The organism is Amycolatopsis sp. MtRt-6 (genome assembly GCF_017308975.1).
GTDB lineage: Bacteria > Actinomycetota > Actinomycetes > Mycobacteriales > Pseudonocardiaceae > Amycolatopsis.
On sequence record NZ_JADWPD010000004.1, the window covers coordinates 173,395 to 191,783 of the forward strand.

At 72.5% G+C, this 18,389-nt stretch carries 18 protein-coding genes; 11 read left to right on the forward strand and 7 right to left on the reverse strand.

All coding sequences use genetic code 11. From position 1 onward, the window contains the following. The first annotated feature begins 7 nt into the window (after positions 1-7). The 7 genes from I4Q55_RS09490 to I4Q55_RS09520 all read left to right on the forward strand — a co-directional run bounded on the left by I4Q55_RS09490 (position 8) and on the right by I4Q55_RS09520 (position 8,402). Positions 8-856: a shikimate dehydrogenase gene (locus I4Q55_RS09490; RefSeq protein ID WP_206785784.1), complete on the forward strand. Its 849-nt coding sequence runs from the start codon at positions 8-10 to the stop codon at positions 854-856. Beyond that, positions 846-2,645, forward strand: coding sequence for a sugar phosphate isomerase/epimerase and 4-hydroxyphenylpyruvate domain-containing protein (locus I4Q55_RS09495; protein ID WP_206785798.1), 1,800 nt, complete (start codon positions 846-848; stop codon positions 2,643-2,645). The genes I4Q55_RS09490 and I4Q55_RS09495 overlap by 11 nt, the downstream gene beginning before the upstream one ends. 313 nt (positions 2,646-2,958) lie before the next feature. Continuing rightward, positions 2,959-4,260, forward strand: coding sequence for a sugar ABC transporter substrate-binding protein (locus tag I4Q55_RS09500; RefSeq protein ID WP_206785800.1), 1,302 nt, complete (start codon positions 2,959-2,961; stop codon positions 4,258-4,260). Further along, the gene (locus I4Q55_RS09505) at positions 4,257-5,243 is read left to right on the forward strand and encodes a carbohydrate ABC transporter permease (protein WP_206785802.1); all 987 of its coding nucleotides are present in this window, start codon (positions 4,257-4,259) and stop codon (positions 5,241-5,243) included. Before I4Q55_RS09500 ends, I4Q55_RS09505 begins: the two co-directional genes overlap by 4 nt. Beyond that, positions 5,240-6,070, forward strand: a complete 831-nt coding sequence (locus tag I4Q55_RS09510; protein WP_206785804.1) for a carbohydrate ABC transporter permease — start codon at positions 5,240-5,242, stop codon at positions 6,068-6,070. Before I4Q55_RS09505 ends, I4Q55_RS09510 begins: the two co-directional genes overlap by 4 nt. Before the next feature lie 5 nt (positions 6,071-6,075). Continuing rightward, a complete protein-coding gene (locus I4Q55_RS09515; RefSeq protein WP_206785806.1) occupies positions 6,076-7,530 on the forward strand; it encodes a glycoside hydrolase family 3 protein in 1,455 nt (484 codons plus the stop codon). 113 nt (positions 7,531-7,643) lie between these two features. Further along, positions 7,644-8,402, forward strand: a complete 759-nt coding sequence (locus I4Q55_RS09520; RefSeq protein ID WP_206785808.1) for an SH3 domain-containing protein — start codon at positions 7,644-7,646, stop codon at positions 8,400-8,402. A gap of 52 nt (positions 8,403-8,454) precedes the next feature. On the opposite strand, the gene I4Q55_RS09525 is transcribed toward I4Q55_RS09520, so the two are convergent. The 5 genes from I4Q55_RS09525 to I4Q55_RS09545 form a co-directional block, all read right to left on the reverse strand. Then, complete coding sequence (locus I4Q55_RS09525) at positions 8,455-9,504, reverse strand: DUF2235 domain-containing protein (protein ID WP_206785809.1); 1,050 nt, start codon at positions 9,502-9,504, stop codon at positions 8,455-8,457. Positions 9,505-9,570: 66 nt separating this feature from the next. Next, on the reverse strand, positions 9,571-9,921 hold the full coding sequence (locus I4Q55_RS09530) for an MmcQ/YjbR family DNA-binding protein (protein WP_206786388.1): 351 nt from the start codon (positions 9,919-9,921) through the stop codon (positions 9,571-9,573). 62 nt (positions 9,922-9,983) lie between these two features. Next, positions 9,984-11,414 (reverse strand): DUF1996 domain-containing protein, encoded by a 1,431-nt coding sequence (locus I4Q55_RS09535; protein WP_206785812.1) that lies wholly within the window; start codon positions 11,412-11,414, stop codon positions 9,984-9,986. A gap of 551 nt (positions 11,415-11,965) precedes the next feature. Next, entirely contained in the window at positions 11,966-12,223 is a 258-nt protein-coding gene (locus tag I4Q55_RS09540) for an AAA family ATPase (protein WP_206785814.1), read from the reverse strand. Positions 12,224-12,245: 22 nt separating this feature from the next. Beyond that, positions 12,246-12,872 (reverse strand): sigma-70 family RNA polymerase sigma factor, encoded by a 627-nt coding sequence (locus I4Q55_RS09545; protein WP_206785816.1) that lies wholly within the window; start codon positions 12,870-12,872, stop codon positions 12,246-12,248. 240 nt (positions 12,873-13,112) lie between these two features. Between I4Q55_RS09545 and I4Q55_RS09550 the strand changes: the two genes are divergently transcribed. The 4 genes from I4Q55_RS09550 (at position 13,113) to I4Q55_RS09565 (ending at position 16,405) form a co-directional block, all read left to right on the forward strand. Then, complete coding sequence (locus I4Q55_RS09550) at positions 13,113-13,520, forward strand: pyridoxamine 5'-phosphate oxidase family protein (RefSeq protein ID WP_206785819.1); 408 nt, start codon at positions 13,113-13,115, stop codon at positions 13,518-13,520. 166 nt (positions 13,521-13,686) lie between these two features. Continuing rightward, positions 13,687-15,189, forward strand: coding sequence for a GAF domain-containing sensor histidine kinase (locus I4Q55_RS09555; protein WP_206786390.1), 1,503 nt, complete (start codon positions 13,687-13,689; stop codon positions 15,187-15,189). Further along, the gene (locus I4Q55_RS09560) at positions 15,186-15,845 is read left to right on the forward strand and encodes a response regulator transcription factor (RefSeq protein WP_206785822.1); all 660 of its coding nucleotides are present in this window, start codon (positions 15,186-15,188) and stop codon (positions 15,843-15,845) included. The genes I4Q55_RS09555 and I4Q55_RS09560 overlap by 4 nt, the downstream gene beginning before the upstream one ends. Positions 15,846-15,955: 110 nt before the next feature. Then, positions 15,956-16,405, forward strand: coding sequence for a hypothetical protein (locus I4Q55_RS09565; RefSeq protein ID WP_206785824.1), 450 nt, complete (start codon positions 15,956-15,958; stop codon positions 16,403-16,405). Positions 16,406-16,543: 138 nt separating this feature from the next. Here I4Q55_RS09565 and I4Q55_RS09570 read toward each other — a convergent pair whose 3' ends face one another. After that, positions 16,544-17,749, reverse strand: coding sequence for an NAD(P)/FAD-dependent oxidoreductase (locus tag I4Q55_RS09570; protein ID WP_206785835.1), 1,206 nt, complete (start codon positions 17,747-17,749; stop codon positions 16,544-16,546). Next, on the reverse strand, positions 17,749-18,375 hold the full coding sequence (folE, locus tag I4Q55_RS09575) for a GTP cyclohydrolase I FolE (RefSeq protein ID WP_374194457.1): 627 nt from the start codon (positions 18,373-18,375) through the stop codon (positions 17,749-17,751). The genes I4Q55_RS09570 and folE overlap by 1 nt, the downstream gene beginning before the upstream one ends. Positions 18,376-18,389 lie beyond the last annotated feature (14 nt).

The following is an 18,389-nucleotide window of genomic DNA, read 5'->3' on the forward strand; positions in this document are numbered from 1 at the left end:
GCGCGGCGTGAGCAGCTACCTGATCGGACTCGTCGGCACGGGCATCGGGCCGTCCGCCAGCCCGGCGCTGCACGAGCGCGAGGCCGACGAACTGGGCCTGCGCTACCTCTACCGGCTGCTGGACCTCGACGTGCTGCGCCGCCCGGTCGCCGACGTCCTCGCCGCCGCCCGGCTCGCCGGGTTCGACGGCCTCAACGTCACCCACCCGGCCAAGCAGGCCGTCGTCCCGCACCTCGACGAGCTCTCGCCGGAAGCCACCGCGCTCGGGGCGGTCAACACCGTCGTCTTCCGCCAAGGGCGCTCGATCGGCCACAACACCGACGCGACCGGGTTCGCCCGCAGCCTCAGCCGCGGCCTGCCGGACGTCCGCTTGGACGACGTCGTCCTGCTCGGCGCCGGGGGAGCGGGGGCGGCGGTCGCCCACGCGCTCCTCTCGCTGGGCACCGGACGGCTCACCGTGCACGACGTCGACGGCGTCCGGAGCGCCCGCCTCGTCGAGGCTCTCGAGCGGCGGTTCGGGGCGGGCCGCGCGCGAACCGGCGACCCGGCCGCGCTCGCCCGCGCCGACGGCCTCGTGCACGCCACCCCGACCGGCATGGCCGCCCACCCCGGCTCGCCGGTCCCGGCCGAGCTGCTGCATGAAGACTTGTGGGTCGCCGACATCGTCTACCGCCCGCTGGAAACCGCGCTGCTGGCCGCCGCCCGCGCCCGCGGGTGCCGGGTGCTGCACGGCGGCGGCATGGTCGTGCTGCAGGCCGCCGAGTCGTTCCGGCTGTTCACCGGTGCCGACCCGGACCCGGACCGGATGCTGCGCCACTTCGACGCCCTGGAAGGGAAGGCCGCCCGTGCTGCCTGAACCGCGCACCGCCATCGCCACCGTCTGCCTCTCGGGCACCCTCGAAGACAAGCTCGCCGCGGCCGCCGCGGCCGGGTTCGACGGCGTCGAGCTGTTCGAGAACGACCTGCTGGTGTCCCCGTCGAGCCCGGCCGAAATCCGCCGCCGCTGCGCCGACCTCGGCCTGTCGATCGACCTCTACCAGCCGTTCCGCGACTTCGAAGCCGTCCCGCCGGACCTGCACCGGGCCAACCTGCGCCGGGCGGCGCGCAAGTTCGACGTCATGGCCGAGCTCGGCACGGACACGATCCTGGTCTGCTCGTCGGTCTCGCCGGAGGCGATCGACGACGACGAGCTGGCCGCCGAACAGCTGCACGCCCTGGCCGAGCTGGCCGCCACGCGCGGGCTGCGGGTCGCCTACGAGGCACTGGCCTGGGGCCGGCACGTCAGCGGGTACGAGCACGCCTGGCGCATCGTCCGCCGCGCCGCGCACCCCGCGCTCGGCGTCTGCCTGGACAGCTTCCACATCCTGTCGAAGGACCACGACCCGGCGCCGATCCGCGCCATCCCCGGCGACAAGATCTTCTTCCTGCAGCTGGCCGACGCGCCGAAGCTGCCGATGGACGTGCTGCCGTGGAGCAGGCACCACCGGCTCTTCCCGGGCCAGGGCGACTTCGACCTGACGGCGTTCACCGGGCACGTGCTGGCCGCGGGCTACCGCGGGCCGCTGTCCCTGGAGGTCTTCAACGACGTGTTCCGCCAGGCCGACCCGCGCCCGGCCGCGATCGACGCGCTGCGGTCGCTGCTGGTGCTGCAGGAGTCCCTGGGCGTGCTCGACCTGCCGGCCGCGCCGGCCCTGACCGGGCACGCGTTCGCCGAGGTCGTGACCGACCCGGGCGCCGGGCGCGTCCTCGCGAGCCTCGGGTTCGCGCGCACCGGCGTGCACCGCACCAAGCCGGTCGAGCTGTGGGAACAGGGCGACGCCCGGGTGGTGGTCAACGAAGGCGGCGCGGCGCACGGTGCCGTCGGCGCGGTCGCGCTGGCCAGTACCGACCCGGTCCGCTCGGCCCGCCGGGCCGAAGCGCTGCGGGCGCCGGTCCTGCCGCGGGTGCGCGGCCCGCGGGAGGCGGACCTGGCGTCGGTCGCGGCGCCGGACGGTACCCAGGTGTTCCTCTGCGGCGACGACTGGCGCGACGACTTCGTGCCGACCGGGGAAACGGCCGGGGGCGCCGGGGTTTTCGGGATCGATCACGTGGCGCTCACGCAGCCCTTCGACCACTTCGAGGAAGCCGCGTTGTTCCACCACGCGGTGTTCGGGCTGACGCCGTCGCCGGTGACGGAGTTCGCGGCGCCGTTCGGGCTGGTGCGCAGCCGCGCGGTGGCGGCGGGAGACGTCCGGCTGACGCTGGAGGCCGCCGTGGTCCGCCGCGGCGAATGGGCGCCGGCGGTCCCCGAACCGCAGCACGTCGCGTTCGCCTGCACGGACGCACTGGCCGCGGCCGCGGCGATGCGCGCGGCGGGCGCACCGCTGCTGGACATCCCCGGCAACTACTACGACGACCTCGAAGCCCGGCTGGAGCTGCCGCCGGCGCGGCTCGCCGCGCTGCGCGCGCACTCGGTCCTCTACGACCGGGACGCGCAAGGCGAGTTCCTGCACTTCTACACCGCGCTGGCCGGGGCGCGGGTGTTCTTCGAGGTGGTGCAGCGGATCGGTGGGTACCGCGGCTTCGGCGTGGCCAACGCGCCGGTGCGGATGGCCGCGCACCGCGCCCGGCGACACGCGTCCCCGCCGGTGAAAACGCCGGCCTGATCGCCGCCTGATCACCACTGCCGCCCCGGGAAGTCTTTCCCGGGGCGGTTTTCGTCGTGGCCCGGCACCGCGAGCGCCGGGAATTCCGGTGCGCCAGCGGTGAAAAACGCCCGACTCACCTTCCTATTCGGACGACTTCTGGCATGCCCGTTTCCGGCGTGGGTAACCGCCCGGCTACTCCTCGCAGGCGTTTACAACGTTCCGGCAACCGCCTTGACAGGGCCTGTGGTACGTACCACTCTAACCCCAACATTGGTCTACACCATTTGGGGCGTCCGGCCGCGGTGGCCGGGCATGGAAAGGACGGCATCGAGTGAAACGCTGGCTCAAGCTGGCGGCGGGCGCCGCCGCACTCACGCTCGCGACCGCGGGCTGCGCGGGCTCCAGCGGCTCGGACACCGCGGCCTCGTCGAGCGGCAATGCACCGCTGAGCGGGACCGTCACGGTCTGGCTGATGACCGGCTCCGCGCCGACCACCCTGACCGACGCGCTGCACAAGGAGTTCGAGGCCGCGCACCCCGGGGTCAAGGTCAAGTACGAAATCCAGCAGTGGGACGGCATCCAGCAGAAGCTGACCACCGCGCTGGCCAGCGGCGCGCCGCCGGACGTCATCGAGATCGGCAACACGCAGACCGCCGCGTTCGCCTCCCAGGACGGCGTGCTGACCGACCTGACCGCCGACAAGGACAGCTTCAACGGCTCGCAGTGGCTCAAGGGTCTCGCCGACTCCGGCAGCTACGACGGCAAGGTCTACGGCGTCCCGTTCTACGCGGCCAACCGCGAGGTCATCTACCGCAAGGACATGTTCGAGCAGGCCGGCATCACCAAGACGCCGACGTCGAACGACGAGTGGATCGACGCCATCGGCAAGCTGAAGACCAAGTTCGGTGCCGACCCCGAGTTCCAGGCGCTCTACATGCCGGGCCAGAACTGGTACGCGCTGCTGTCGTTCATCTGGGACAACGGCGGTGACATCGCCAAGGCGAACGGCAAGAACTACCAGGCGACCCTCGACACCCCCGAGGCCAAGGCCGGCCTGGAGTTCTACAAGAAGCTCGTCGACACCTCCGGCACCAAGGCGCCCAAGGACGCCGACGAGGCCAAGCCGCAGCAGGCCACCGTCTACGGTGCCGGCAAGGTGGCCATGATGATCGGCCTGCCGTGGGAGCTCGCGACCGCGGCCAAGACCGACCCGAGCCTGACCGCCAAGACCGGCGCCTTCGCCATCCCGGGCAAGACCGCCGGCCAGAGCGCCCCGGTGTTCCTCGGCGGCTCGAACCTGGCCATCCCGGCCAACAGCAAGAACGTGGCCGCGGCCAAGGAGTACATCAAGCTGCTCGCCAGCCCGAAGTACCAGAGCCAGCTCGCCGCCGCCGGCGTCGTGCCCGGCACGTCGACCGACCTCACCGGCCTGGACAAGGACCCGCTGGGCAGCGTGATGGCGAAGGCCTCCACCAACGGCAAGGCCGTCCCGGCCAGCCCGAAGTGGGGCGACGTCGAGTCCGGCCAGAACCCGGTCAAGGACATGCTGACCGCCTACCTGACCGGCAAGAAGACGCTCGACCAGGCGACCGCCGACGCCAACGCAGCGCTGAACAAGCTCATCGGCGGATGACCGCGACCGCGAATGTGACGATGCCGGCGGGGGCGACCCCGCCGGCATCGCCGCGCGACGCGGGGGTCAAGCGGCGCAGGCGGGGCCGGTTCGGCGACCGGGTGCTCCCGTACCTGCTGCTGCTCCCCGCCCTCGCCGCCATCCTCGTCCTGCTCGCCTGGCCGCTGGTCCAGGTGCTCGTGATCAGCTTCCGGAAGCTGGACATCGGCCAGCTCGTCTCCGGCAAGCTGATCTGGATCGGGTTCGACAACTACACGACCATCCTGTCGGACCCGGAGTTCTGGACGATCACCGTCCGGACCCTGGTCTTCACCGCCGCGATCGTGGCCGCCACGATCCTCGGCGGGCTGCTGCTGGCGGTGCTCATGCGCCACCTCGGCCCGGTCGTGCGGATCATGGTGCAGGTGACGCTGGTCCTGGCGTGGGCCACGCCGGTGATCGCGACGACCACGGTCTTCCAGTGGATCTTCGACGAGCAGTACGGCATCCTCAACAAGACACTCGACCGGCTGGGGTTCCCCGGCTTCATCGGCTTCTCGTGGTTCTCCAGCGGCGCGAGCACGCTGACCGTGATCGGGCTGCTCATCGTGTGGCAGGCCGTGCCGTTCGTGACGTTCTCGCTGTACGCGGGCATCGTCGGCGTCCCGCGCGAGCAGTACGAGGCCGCGGGCATCGACGGCGCCAGTGCGTGGCAGACGTTCCGCGCGGTCACCTGGCCCGCCATCCGGCCGATCACCACCATGGTGACGTTCCTGTCGGTGCTGTGGGACTTCAACGCCTTCGCGCAGATCTGGGCGATCCGGGAGGGCGGGCCCGACGGCGGGAGCACCACGCTGGCCGTCGTGCTGTACCTCAAGGGCATCGCGGGCAACCACTTCGGCGCGGCGGCCGCGATCGCGACGCTGATGCTGATCGTGCTGGCGCTCATCACCGGCCGGTACATCCAGCTGCTCGTCCGGACCCCGGAAGGTGATCTCAAGTGAGGAAATCGCTGCCGCAGCGGATCGTGCTGTCGGTCGTCGGCGTCCTGGTGGCGCTGCTGATCCTCTTCCCGACGTACTGGATGTTCGTCACCTCGCTGCGGACACCCGGCGAGATCCTGTCGCCGAAGTACGACCTGATCCCGACGTCGTTCTCGTTCGGCAACTTCGCCACCGCGCTGAGCAAGGACAACTTCCCGACCTACCTGCTGAACAGCCTGATCGTCACGGTCGGGTCGGTGCTGTGCGCGCTGGTCGCCGGGACGCTCGCGGCCATCCCGCTGTCGCGGCTGCGCTTCACCGGCCGCAAGGGCTTCCTGGTCCTGGTGATGGTGGCGCAGCTGGCCCCGGTGTCGGCGCTGTTCATCCCGCTGTTCCTGCTGATGCGGGACGCCGGGCTGCTCAACACGCTGCCGTCGCTGCTGCTGATCTACTTCGCCACCACGCTGCCGTTCACGGTCTGGATGCTCTACGGCTTCGTCAACGGGATCCCGTACGAGCTGGAAGAGGCCGCGATGATCGACGGCTGCAGCCAGACCGGCGCGTTCCGCCGGGTGACGCTGCCGCTGCTCGGGCCGGGGCTGGTCACCACCTCGGTGTTCAGCTTCATCACCGCGTGGAACGAGTACCTGTTCGCGCTGGTGTTCATCCGGGACAAGCCGAAGGAGACGCTGCCGGTGTGGCTGGCGTCGTTCCGCACCGCGTTCGCCACCGACTGGGGCGGCGTCATGGCCGCGTCGGTCATCTACGCGATCCCGGCGCTGGTCTTCTTCCTGCTGGTGCAACGCAAGCTGGTGTCCGGCGGGACCGCCGGCGCCGTGAAGGGATAGCCCCGTTGTCCTCTTCCGAGAAGCCGTCCTCGCCCGAGAAACTCGCCGAAGCCGTCCTCCTGCCCGGGTTCGCCGGGACCACCGCGCCGGACTGGCTGCGCCGCCGGGTCGCCGGCGGCCTGGGCGGAGTGGTCCTGTTCGGCCGCAACGTCGTCGACGACGAGCAGGTGGCCGCGTTGACCGCGCAGCTGCGCGGGGAGCGCGACGGCGTGCTGGTCGGCATCGACGAGGAGGGCGGCGACGTCACCCGGCTCGACGTCGGCGCCGGGTCGTTCGTGCCGGGGCCGCTGGCCCTCGGCGCGGCGGACGACCCGGAACTGACCACGGCCGTCGCCGCCGCGCTCGGCGAGCGGCTGGCCGCGTGCGGCGTCACGGTGAACCTCGCGCCGTGCGCGGACCTCACCCTGGCCGAAGCGGACCCGATCATCGGCGTCCGGGCGTTCGGGTCCGACCCGGCGAAGGCGTCGCCGCACGTCGCGGCGTACGTGACGGGCCTGCAGAAGTACGGCGTGGCGGCCTGCGCGAAGCACTTCCCGGGCCACGGCGCGGCGACCGAGGACTCGCACGTGGCGTTGCCGGTGCTGCCCCGGACCGTCGAAGAGCTGCGGGAGATCGAACTGGTCCCGTTCGCGGCGGCGATCCGGGCCGGGGTGCGCTCGGTGATGTCGGGCCACCTGGTCGTCCGGGCCTGGGGCGACGAGCCGGCCACGCTCAACCGGACCGCGCTCACCGACGTCCTGCGCGGCGAGCTCGGCTTCACCGGTGCGGTGATCACCGATGCCCTGGAGATGGGCGCGGTTTCCGGGGCGTACGGGCGCCACGACGGCCTCGGCCGGTCGGCGGTGCGGGCCCTGGCGGCCGGGGCGGACGCGCTCTGCCTCGGCGGCGCGGCGTTCGAGGCGCCGGCTCTCGATGCCTGCGTCTCGGCGATCGTGGCCGCGGTCGCGGCGGGCGAGCTGCCCCTGGAACGGCTGGCGGAGGCGGCCGCGCGGACGGCGGCACTGGGCACCGACCCGGCCCCGGCGCCGGTGGGGCCGGTCGACCGGCGGCTCGGCCTGGAGGTGGCCCGCAAGGCGCTGCGGGTGCGGGGTGAGCCGCGGCTGGCCGGACCGCCGTTGGTGGTCGACGTCCAGACCGAGCCGACCATCGCGGCCGGGCCGATGCCGTGGGGCCTCGGCGCGCACCTGGCCGAGCTCGTGCCGGGCACCCGGGCCATCACCGCGACGCCCGATGACGCCGACGCGGTGCTCGAAGCGGCGAAGGGGTTCCGCAGCGTCGTGGTGGTGACCCGGGAGGCGCACCGGCACCCGCGGGTGCGGGCGCTGCTCGACGCGCTGTCGGCGGTGGAGTTCATCCGCGTCGAGACCGGGGTGCCCGGCGGCGGTGGCACCGGTCCGCGGATCGACACGTTCAGCGGCTCCTGGGTCAGCCTGCGCGCCGCCGCCGAATATCTCGCCTGAGCGGGGTTTCGTCCGCTTTGCCGCATCTCCAGAAGGCCGCTCGCGGTTTTGTACGCGCCTTGTACCGGCCGCGGTCATTCTGTCCGCACACCGGAAAACTGGAGGACGGAAGAATGAACATGGGGATCGTGAAGCGGCTGGCCGGGGTGGCCGGCATCGCCGCGGCGCTCGTGGTCGCCGGGGCGGGCCCGGCGTTCGCGGCCACGGGGACGGTGCACACGGACTCGGGCGCGCCGCTGACCGTGCGGTCCAGCCCGAGCGCCACCGCGGGCGCGATCGGCACCATCGCCGACGGCACCGCGGTGACCATCACCTGCCAGACCAACGGCTCCACGGTCGACGGCAAGTACGGCACCTCGGACATCTGGGACAAGGTGGGCAACGGCTACGTCAGCGACGCCTACGTCTACACCGGCTCCGACGGCCGGGTCGCGCCCGACTGCGAGGGCTCGACGCTGACCTGCTCGACCGGGGGCACCGGCAACCCGAAGACGTGCGCGCAGGCCGTGGCCTACGCCAAGACCCGCGTCCACACCACCAACATCGACTCCTACAACGGCTGGTGCGACCGGATCAACGCCCAGAACTACGGCTGGTCCGCCTCCGGCTCGGAGACGGCCTACATCCACTGGACCCAGATCCCGGCCTCGTTCAAGCACCCGGGCGACTACCAGGTCCCGGCCGGTGGGCTCGCCTACTTCAAGAGCAGCGGCGCCGGCCACACGATGATCTCGATCGGCGACGGCAAGTTCCTGTCGAACGACATCAACGGTCCGGGCACCTACACCGAGACCACGATCGCGCAGATCAAGAGCAAGTGGGGCCAGACCTACGTCGGCTGGGCGCAGCCGTGGTTCAAGATCAACCACTGACCCGCTGAACGCGCACAGGCCCCTGTCCACCTCCCCCGGACAGGGGCCTGTCTCATGCCTCCATGACCTGGTGCGCCGGGTCCGCGAGGTAGGCGAGGAGGTTCGCGGGCCGGTACGGCGGCCGCATGTGCTCGTGGCGGTACAGCGTGCAGGAGCCCGCGAACTCCGTGGCCGGGTCCACCCGGCCGATCGCGCGGTCGGCCGAGCCGAAGATCCGGTAGAACGCCTTGAGCGAGTTGTGCAGCACGCCGAGCTCGTCGCGGTCGGCCAAGGTCGCGAAGGCGTCCGGGGCGAAGGCGAGGCCGCACTTCTCCGCGCGCTCGGTCATCCACCGCAGCGCGAGATCCGACAGGGCGGGCTGCTGGTAGCCACCGCCGACGTCGGAATGGGCGCCGGCGAACCAGACCTGTTCGCGCACCTGGCCCTCGGCCGCCGCCGACGGCTCCCAGACCGCGGGGGCGAACGACTTCCGGTGCTCGTCCACCGCCAGCGCCTGGAAGGCGGCCTGCACGATCGAGGTCAGCTTCATGTCGTGGAACTGCCAGCGCTTGTTCAGCAGGTGGATCAGCCGGCCGCCGCTGAGCGGGATGCCCAGCGCGCCGACGGTGTCCCAGACGCCGACGAACCGGATGGGCGTCCGGTCCTCGCGGGCGTACTTCGCGCGGAACGCCCGGGCCCGCGCGCTGTCCGGCCCGGAGGTGGCCCGGTCCCGGGCGCGGTAGATCCCGTAGGCCTCGTCGAGCCGCCCGGCCTCGCCCGGCAGCAGGACGCCGCAGTTGCGGATGAAGCCCACGGTGCTGCGCGCGGTGTAGGCACCGCGGCTGAAACCGAAGAAGAACAGCTCGTCGCCGGGTTCGTAGTTCTCGACGACGAACCGGTAGGCGTCCTTCACGTTGGCCGAGAGCCCCACGCCGAAGGCACCGCCGATGAGGCGGTCCCACAGCTTCCCGGTGCCGACGCCTTCCCGGTAGTACACGCGCTGCTCGACCCCGTCCGGATCGACGGGCGCCACGGCTCGCTGAAGCCGGCCCACGTTCGTCGGCGCCGGCTGGCGGAGGGTGTTCCACGTGCCGTCGCAGCAGATCACCAGACGTTTGGTCATGCTTCCTCCCCGGTCCGGATGCCCGTGAGTCGCATTTGTCCAGTGCCGCGTTACGGGCGGTCGCCGTCAGAGCGGGTGGGTCTCGAGGTAGGTCGCCCAGACCTTCTTGGGCACGCACATCCGCCACGCCTCGACGACCAGCTCCCGCATCTCGGCGGCGTCGATCGCGGCGAGGCGGCAGCGCACCCACCGGAAGCGCAGGTCCGACGGCTCGGGGAGCAGGAACTTGGCGGGTTCCGCCGCGATCAGCGCGTCCCGCTGCTCGCGGGGAAAGGCGAAGCCCATCAGGGTTTCGTCCGCGGACAGCGCCACGAACACGATCTGTCCCACCCGGAACTTGATCCGGTCGCGCACCACCGCCTCGGCGGCCCGCGGGAGGGTGGCCGCGAACGCGCGGACGTCGGCACCGGTGACCATGCCGGCCATTCTCGCGCGGAACCGGCGGCGCACCATCCCCGGGTGCGCCGCCGAGTCCCGGGTCACGCCCGGCAGGTCCGCCCGCGGTTCACGCAGTTCACCAGGCCGTTCATGATCCGCTGCGACATCACGTTGGCGAAGTCGTCGTGGTCGGACAGCGGGTTGTGGTTCTCCTGCGGGAAGGCGTCCACTTTGTACTGCCGCTTGAGCTGGATGTCCCGCGGGATGTCGTAGGTCAGCGAGATCTGCAGCTGCGGCACCGCCTTGAACCCGTTGCCGCACCGGCCGAACCGGTCCGGGTACACGATGTGCGTGCGGTGGTTGGCGCTGTCGGTGTTCTTGCCGTCCCAGCAGCTCGGGAACGTGTGGACGCGCTTGACCTTGCTGCCTTCGGGGCAGATCGGGTACTTGTCGGTGATGCGGTTCTCGAACCCGGTGCACGTCCAGCTCGCCTTGGCGTTGGCGGGCCCGTTGGTCGAGACCTTCGCGTCGCCGTAGAGCACGCGCAGGAAGCGGGGCATGGCCACGACCTTCCCGACCGGGCTGCCGCGGAAGGTGATCTGCACCCGCTGCGGTCGCTGGATCTCGCCGTCGTTGCCGGGCAGCTCGTTGTTCTCGTCCTGCCCGGGCAGCGCGCCACCGACCGTGGTGCTCGGCGGCGGGGTGGGCGTCCCGGTGTCCTTGCCCGGCTTGGTCGCGCACGGCGCGAGCCCGCCGAGGTCGCGCGGCTTCGGCGCGAACCGGCCGATCGCGATGGCGATCCGGTCGATGATGGCGGTGCGCCGGTCCTTGAGCGGGTTCAGGATCGCGTTGCGCACGAAGTCCGGGCCGCCCTGCCCCTGCGTGGCGGCGATGCGCTGGTTGGCCTCGTCGCTCTGGGTGTCGAGCTGGTCCAGGTTGCCGTCCACCTCGGCCATGGCCTGGTCGGGGATGTCCGGCAGCTTGCTGGCGACGTCCGGGCACGAGACCTGGACGGTCTTCGCCTCGCGGTCGGCCTGCGCCCGGTCGCCGTCGGGCTTCTTGGCGGGCTCGTTCTCCTCCTCTTCGCCGGTGTCGATGCGGACCACGGGCCAGAAGTAGGCGGACTTGTCGCCGTTCTTGCAGGTGGTGCCGGCCCGCAGGAGGCTCTTGTTGTTCGAGTCGGCGTTCGTCGACAGGTTGCCGACGTAGTCGTGCAGGTGCTGGGCGCCGTTGCGGACGCCGGGCTGGGCGATGAAGTTGTCCGGGTTGAAGTGCTTGTTCTCGTTGCGGCCGCAGTCGACGGTGAACGTGCCCGTCGCCGCGCCGGTGACCGGACGCGGGTCGAACTGGTTCGGCTTCACCTTCAGGATGTCGACGAAGAAGGCGGGGTTCGCTTCGTCGGCGCTGGCTTCACCGGTGTTGCCGGTGGTCGTCGCGACGACGATGCCGCCGACCGCGATCGCGAGGGCGAGGCCGCCGGTCGCGATCTTCGTCCGGCGGGACAGACGGTGCCGTCCTTGGGTGCGGGACATGGGAAATCCTCCGGGGTGTCGGGCTGGCGGGAACGCGCGACACTGCACGGGAACGAGCCCAGGCTCGTCCCGGACAGGCGGGGTTGGCGTCACGGGTTTCTTCGAATACGTCGGCAGGGCACGATGCCCGGCTGGTCCACTGACCCGACATCAGTGGGTGCGCGCCCACCTGCCCGTGGCCGCGCCGTCAACCGGCTGGTTATCGTTCCGTTATGGAAGCTACACGGTCGCTTGACACCGGGCAAGAAGTTCTTTTCGACTGTTACAACCCGTCAGGCCCGGTTCGTGTTTCCGTAGCAGAAGAACATCCTGACCTGCGGATTTGCCGCCCGCGACAGACTCGCGGAAAAAACTTTGAACCGAAGTGAACCGGCATCCGTATCCCTCGGTGAGGCCGGTTGAATGCCCGCGGCGCGGGTGCTCACCGGGAATTGCCGTGAAATGGGTGAATGGCGCCCTCGGCAACCCATTCAGAAAGCCGGACCGGCCAGTGCCGCGGTGATGAGCGAGATCCCGCCCAGCGGGGCGGGACGAGCCCCGGGACGCCGGTGTCAGACGACCTCGGTTGCCGGCACCCGCGCCCCGGCGGCGAGGCCCGTCGCCCGCCAGGCGTCCCGGGTGACGGCGAGCGGGTCGACGCACCCGGCGATCCCCAGCGGCGCGTCACGGGCGGTGCTGCGCAGGATCGCCTGCTCGATCGTGTCGACGCGCAGGAAGGCGAAACCGGTGCGGCGGGCGAGTTCCGCGGAGATCGTGCTCTTCCCGGTCGCGGGCAGGCCGCCGACGACGACGAGGAACGGGGGCGGCACCGGGTGATCATCGCACGCGTGGTCACCCGTGCCGGGAAGCCGCCTCGTCGTGGGCCAGCAGGCAGCGCCGCAGCGTGGTGAGCGCGCGGTGCTGGGCGACGCGGACCGCGCCGGCGCTGCCGAGACCGACCGCGGCGGCCGTTTCCTCGGCCGTCATGCCGAGGATGATCCGCAGGACCAGGATTTCGCGCTGGCGCGGCGGGAGCGTGTCGAGCAGGCCGGACGACCAGTCGAGCGCCGCGGACCGTTCGACCTCTTCGCCCGTCGGGTCCGCGCCGCCCGCGCGGCCGGTGGGTGGTTCGGCGACCGGGCTGGTGCGGTCGCGCGCCCGGCGCCGGTGGAAGTCGGACACTTTGTGCGCGGCGATGCCGAACACGAACGGCACGAACCCGTCGGGTTCGAGGCGGTAGTCCGGCAGGGCGCGCACGATCGCGAGCAGCACGTCCTGGGCGCAGTCCTCGGCGTCCGACGAGCCGTCCTGCCAGGTGCGCAGCCGGCCCAGGCAGTAGCGGAACACCATCGGCCGCAGCGCGCGCAGCAGCGCGGCCACCGCGGCGCGGTTGCCCTGCACCGCCGACCGGACGAGGGCCGGGTCGAGCGTGGTGGCCGCCCGGGGCGCGGGACCGCCGTCGGGGGAGTGCGGCGGCATCGGCCTCACCCTCTTCCCATGTTTCCCGGCAACGGACCGTCACGACGCTAGGTCACTCCGCGTGGCCGCGACACCGGCCGGGCGACCGTCCCGAACCGGGTCTTCCGGCCCTGGCTCCCAGCGCCCGGATGTGCCTGCGCGCGCCGGCGCGGGCGGCCGGGCCGAACGGCCCTATCGGGGGACCGGGCGCACCGATCACGCTGGTGGCCGGGGAAATCACAGGAGAAACACAGGGACGCGATGGTGGACGACGTGGGCTACGGGCTGTTGCTCGACCGGCAGCAGTGCCTCGCCTTGCTCCGGACGGCGAGCCTCGGACGGGTGATCTTCACCCACCGGGCCATGCCGGCGGTGCGTCCGGTGCGCTTCACGGTCGTCGACGACGCCGTGGTCTTCGCCGTTCCGCCCGGCAGTCCGCTGTACGCGGGCGCGCGCGACGCGGTCGTCGCGTTCGAAGCCGACGAATTCGCCGCCGACACCGGTGCCGGCTGGTACGTCAGCCTGCTGGGCCGCGCCACCGAGTCCGCGGCCGTCGACCTCGGCCTGCCCGCCTGCCCGTGCCCGGCGCCCGCTCCGGCCACCCAGCGGTACCTGCGCGTCCCGGCCGAGACGATCAGCGGCCACCGCATCGCCTGTCACGCGGAGTGATCTCGCGCTCGCCGTAACGACGGGGCGCCCCGCATCGACCCACCGGATGGACGAACCGGATTGGGCCGACACGGGCAGTGGCCTGTGGCACCCTTGACGGCCCGGGGCAGGCCCGGGGAACCAGCGGAGCCAGCGGGGTCGACGGGAAGTGGCGGACGAAATCAGCATGCCGGCGATCCTCGCGGCGGTGGGTGGCATCGCCCGCGAGCTGGAGCTGCCTGCCCTGCTGGACCGCGCGGTGACGGCGACGTGCGAGCTGCTCGGCGCCCGGCGCGGCCGGCTGGCACTGGCCGAAGGCGGAACCGCCGAGTATGGCGGCGGCGCGCTGGGTCCCGGCACTGTCGAGCTGCCGGTCCGCGCCGGGCCGGAGACGTTCGGGACCCTGTCCGTCGAACCCGGCGACGGCGGGGAGTTCGGCCGACGCGAACGCGAGGTGCTCGGCGCACTCGCCGCGGCCACCGGGATGGCCGTCGAGAAAGCCCTGCTCGTCGACCAGATGCGGCGGCGCGAACGCTGGCTCGAGGCGTCCTACGACGTCACCCGCGCCCTGCTCGCGGCCCAGGACCTGCGGGCCACGCTGCGGCTGGTCGCCGAACGCGCCCGCGTCGTCGCCGGCGGGACGGCCGGCGCGATCGCCCGGCCCGACGGCCCCGGCCGGCTCGTCTTCGACGTCGTCGAGCCGCCGGGCGAGGACGCCGACCGCCTCACCGGCCTGACCGTGCCGACCGAAGGCACCGCCACCGGGATGGCGTTCACGACCCGGCGCCCGGTCGTGGTCCGCGACTACGGCGAGCGCGTGCAGGAACAGCAGCGCGACCACGATGGGCCGATGCCGGCGATGATCAAGGACCTCGACTCGGCGATCTCGGTGCCGCTGATCGTCGGCGAGGAGACCCTCGGCGTGCTGGTGGTGGCGAAGTTCCGCGACCGCTCGCCGTTCACCGGGTCCGACGTCCAGCTGGCCGAGACGTTCGCCGGGCACGCCGCGCTCGCCGTCGAGTTCTCCCGGGCACAGGAGGCGCGCCAGCAGCTGGCGGTGTTCTCCGACCGCGACCGGATCGCCCGCGACCTGCACGACCTGGTGATCCAGCGGCTGTTCGCGACCGGGCTCGGCCTGGAAGGCGTCAGCAGGCTGATCGCGGACGCGGGCGTCGCCGCGCGCGTGGCCGGGTTCGCCCAGGACCTCGACGGCACGATCCGGGAGATCCGCAACAGCATCTTCTCGCTCCAGGCGCCCGCGCAGGCGCAGGGCAGCCTTCGCGCGGAGCTGCTGCGGGTGGCCGTGGACGCCCGGGACGCGCTCCGCTTCGAGCCGCGCGTCGGCTTCGACGGGCCGCTCGACGCGGCGGTCCCGGACGCGGTCCGCTCCGACCTGATCGCCTCGCTGCGCGAAGCGCTGACGAACGTCGCCCGGCACGCGGGCGCGAAGTCGTCGTCGGTCGAGGTCACGGTGGACCGGCTCGGCCGGCGGCTGACGCTGGTGGTGCGCGACGACGGAAGCGGCCCGCCGGCGGAGGCGGGCCGGATCAGCGGGCTGGCCAACCTCGCGTCGCGGGCGGCCCGGTGGGGCGGCCACTGCGTGCTGGCGGCGGGCGAGGACGGCGGCGCGCGGCTGGAATGGACGGCGGAACTGCCGGCGATGACCGGCGAGCAGGGGAGTGGACGATGACGATCGGCGTGTTCCTGCTGGACGACCACGAGCTGGTCCGGACCGGGCTGAAGACCGTCTTCGAGCCCGAAGCCGACATCGAGGTGGTCGGGGAGGCGGGGACGGCGGCCGAGGCGCTGGTCCGGATCCCGCAGGCCCGCCCGGACGTGGCGGTGCTCGACGTCCGGCTGCCCGACGGCGAGGGGGTCGCGGTGTGCCGGGAGATCCGGTCCACCGTGGACCCGCCGCCCGCCTGCCTGATGCTGACGTCCTATTCGGACGACGAAGCGCTGTTCGGCGCGATCATGGCGGGCGCGGCCGGGTACATGCTCAAGCAGGTGTCCGGCCGGTCGCTGGTCGAGGCCGTCCGCACGGTCGCCGCCGGAGGCTCGCTGCTGGACGCCACGCTGACCGCGTCGGTGATGAACAAGCTGCGCGGGGAGAACGTCGCGGCCCCCGACCCGCGGTACGAGCAGCTGAGCCCGCAGGAGCGGCGGGTGCTGGACCTCGTCGCGGAGGGCCTGACCAACCGCCAGATCGCCGAGCGGCTGTTCCTGGCCGAGAAGACGGTGAAGAACTACGTCTCGTCGGTGCTGCACAAGCTCGGCGTCGAGCGGCGCACGTCGGCGGCGGTGTACATGTCCCAGCGGCGGGCCGAACCCGGCCGATCGAGCTGAATCCGGGACTGTTCGGACGTAACGGGTGGGTCGTTCGACGTATCCAGGCGCCGATGGAGTACACCTGTCGGGTGACGCACGGAGCGCGTGCGCGGCAACGAGGGGACGACATGGCGGGGTTGTCGGGCGGGGACTGTGTCAAGCAGGACTATGTCACGGGGCAGATCCGGGCACTCGCGGACGCGGTGCGGCGGGAAGGGGCCGGCGGAGTCGGCACGCACAGCTTCCAGCTGGCCGAGCACCTGGCGGCGGAGGGCGGAATCCACCGCGGCGACATCATGGCGGCGACGGCGACGCTGCTGGCGATGACGGCGTGGTGCGACGGCGAAGCGGAGGCGGCCCGCAGGTTCGCCGAGCTGGCGGGCGAGCACGACGTGGAGTCCCGCGAGCTGGTGACCCACCTGCTGCGCCTGGAGGCGGGCGCGGACCGCGGCTGGCTGCCGCAGGAGCAGGTGGCGGCCCTGCTGGAGTACGCCCGCCGCGAGCGCCGGGGCGACCTGGTGAGCCGGGTCCGCGCCATCGCGGGCACCCGCCGCGGCCGGCACCGCCGCGAGGACTAGCCGCCACGGGTGTCCACGCCATGGCGGGTGCGCGCCGTGGCCGGCACCGCCGCGACGGCCGGCTGTCACGGCTCGCGGGCCGGCCGGGTCCCGGGTGGACGGACCCGGCCGGCCCGGTTTTCGGGCGCTGCCAGTCAGTCAGTCAGTCAGCGGCCGGGCCGGGTCGGCCAGCCGGTCCGGATCCACGGTCCGTCCACTGAGGATCAGTTCGCGCACCGCGTCCAGGCCCTCGTCCCACCTGTTGACGTGCAGGCCCGCGACCACCCGGCCGCCGGCCAGCCAGAACGCGTGGAACGCCTCGGCGTCGCCGCGCCTGACCACGCGGTCGTAGCCGCCGGGCGGGAACCAGCCGGTGAACTCCATGCCCGCGTCGTACTGGTCCGAGAAGAAGTACGGCAGGTCGTCGTGGACCACTTCGCGGCCGAGCATCGCCAGGGCCGCGGCCGGGCCGCCGTTCGCCGCCGCCGCCCAGTGCTCGACGCGGAGGTGGCGGCCGTAGCGCTCCTGCCACACGCTCGCGACATCGCCCGCCGCGAAGACGTCCGGGTCCGCCGTGCGCAGGCCCGCGTCCACGACGATGCCGTCGTCGACGGCCAGGCCCGCGTCGGCGGCCGGCTGCGTCTCGGGCCGGGCGCCGATGCCCACGACGACCACGTCGGCCGGGATCTCGCCGTCGTCGGTGAGCACCGCCGAAACCGCGGATTCGCCCGCGAAGCCCGTCACGCCGGTGCCGAACCGCAGCTCGACGCCGTGGCGGCGGTGCAGGTCGGCGAAGAACCCGCCCACCTCCGGCCCGAGCGTCGCGTGCAGCGGGCCCGGGCCCGGCTCGACGATCGTCACCGCGCAGCCGTGGTGACGCGCGGCCGCGGCCGTCTCCAGGCCGATCCAGCCCGCGCCCGCCACGACGACCCGGCCGCCCGCGGCCAGCGCGTCGCGCAGCCGGTCGGCGTGCGCGAGCCGGCGCAGGTAGTGGATGCCGTCGAGGTCGCTGCCGGGCACCCGCAGCCGCCGCGGCGACGCTCCGGTCGCGAGCAGTAGCTTCGTGTACCCGAGGCGTTCGCCGCCGGTGAGCTCGACCTCGTGCGCCGCCCGGTCGAGCGCGGTGACGCGCCGGCCGGTCAGCACCTCGATGCCCTGGTCGGCGTACCACTTCTCGTCGTGGACGAACACCGACGCGCGGTTGTCCTGGCCGAGCAGGTAGCCCTTCGACAGCGGTGGCCGCTCGTAGGGCAGGTCCGGCTCGGCGCCGGCGATGACGACGCGCCCGCCGAACCCTTCGGCGCGCAGGGTTTCCGCGGCCTTCGCGCCGGTCAGCCCGGCGCCGGCGATGACGAAGGTGTCCATCAGCCGTTCACCCCGGTCAGGGCGAAGAACTCCTGCCGCGTCTTGGGTTCCTCCCGCAGCATGCCGTGCAGCGACGACGTCACGGTCAGCGCTCCGTTCGCGCGCACCCCGCGCAGGGACATGCACAGGTGCTCGGCCTCGATCACAACACCGACCCCCTTCGGCGCCAGGTGCTCCTGCAGCCAGTCCGCGACCTGCTTGGTCAGCCGCTCCTGCACCTGCAGGTCGCGCGCGAACATCTCGACGACGCGGGCGAGCTTCGACAGCCCGAGGATCCGCTCGCCGGGCAGGTAGCCGACGTGCGCGACGCCGCGGAAGGGCAGCAGGTGGTGCTCGCACAGCGACTGCACCGGGATGCTCTTCGCCAGCACGAGCTCGTCGTAGCCCTCGTCGTTGGGGAACGTCGTCAGCCGGAAGTCGCGCGGCTGCAGCATTTCCGCGTAGGCGTGGGCCACCCGCCGCGGGGTGTCGCCGAGGTGCTCCGAGGACGGGTCCTTCCCCAGGGCGCGCAGCAGGTCGGCGACCGCGCGCTCCGCCGCGTGCAGGTCGACGGCGTCGCGGTCGTGGACGACACCGAGGTGCCGCAGCGGGACCGGGGCGCTCACGGGTTCGACGGTCACGGGCATGCCTCCTTCTAAAA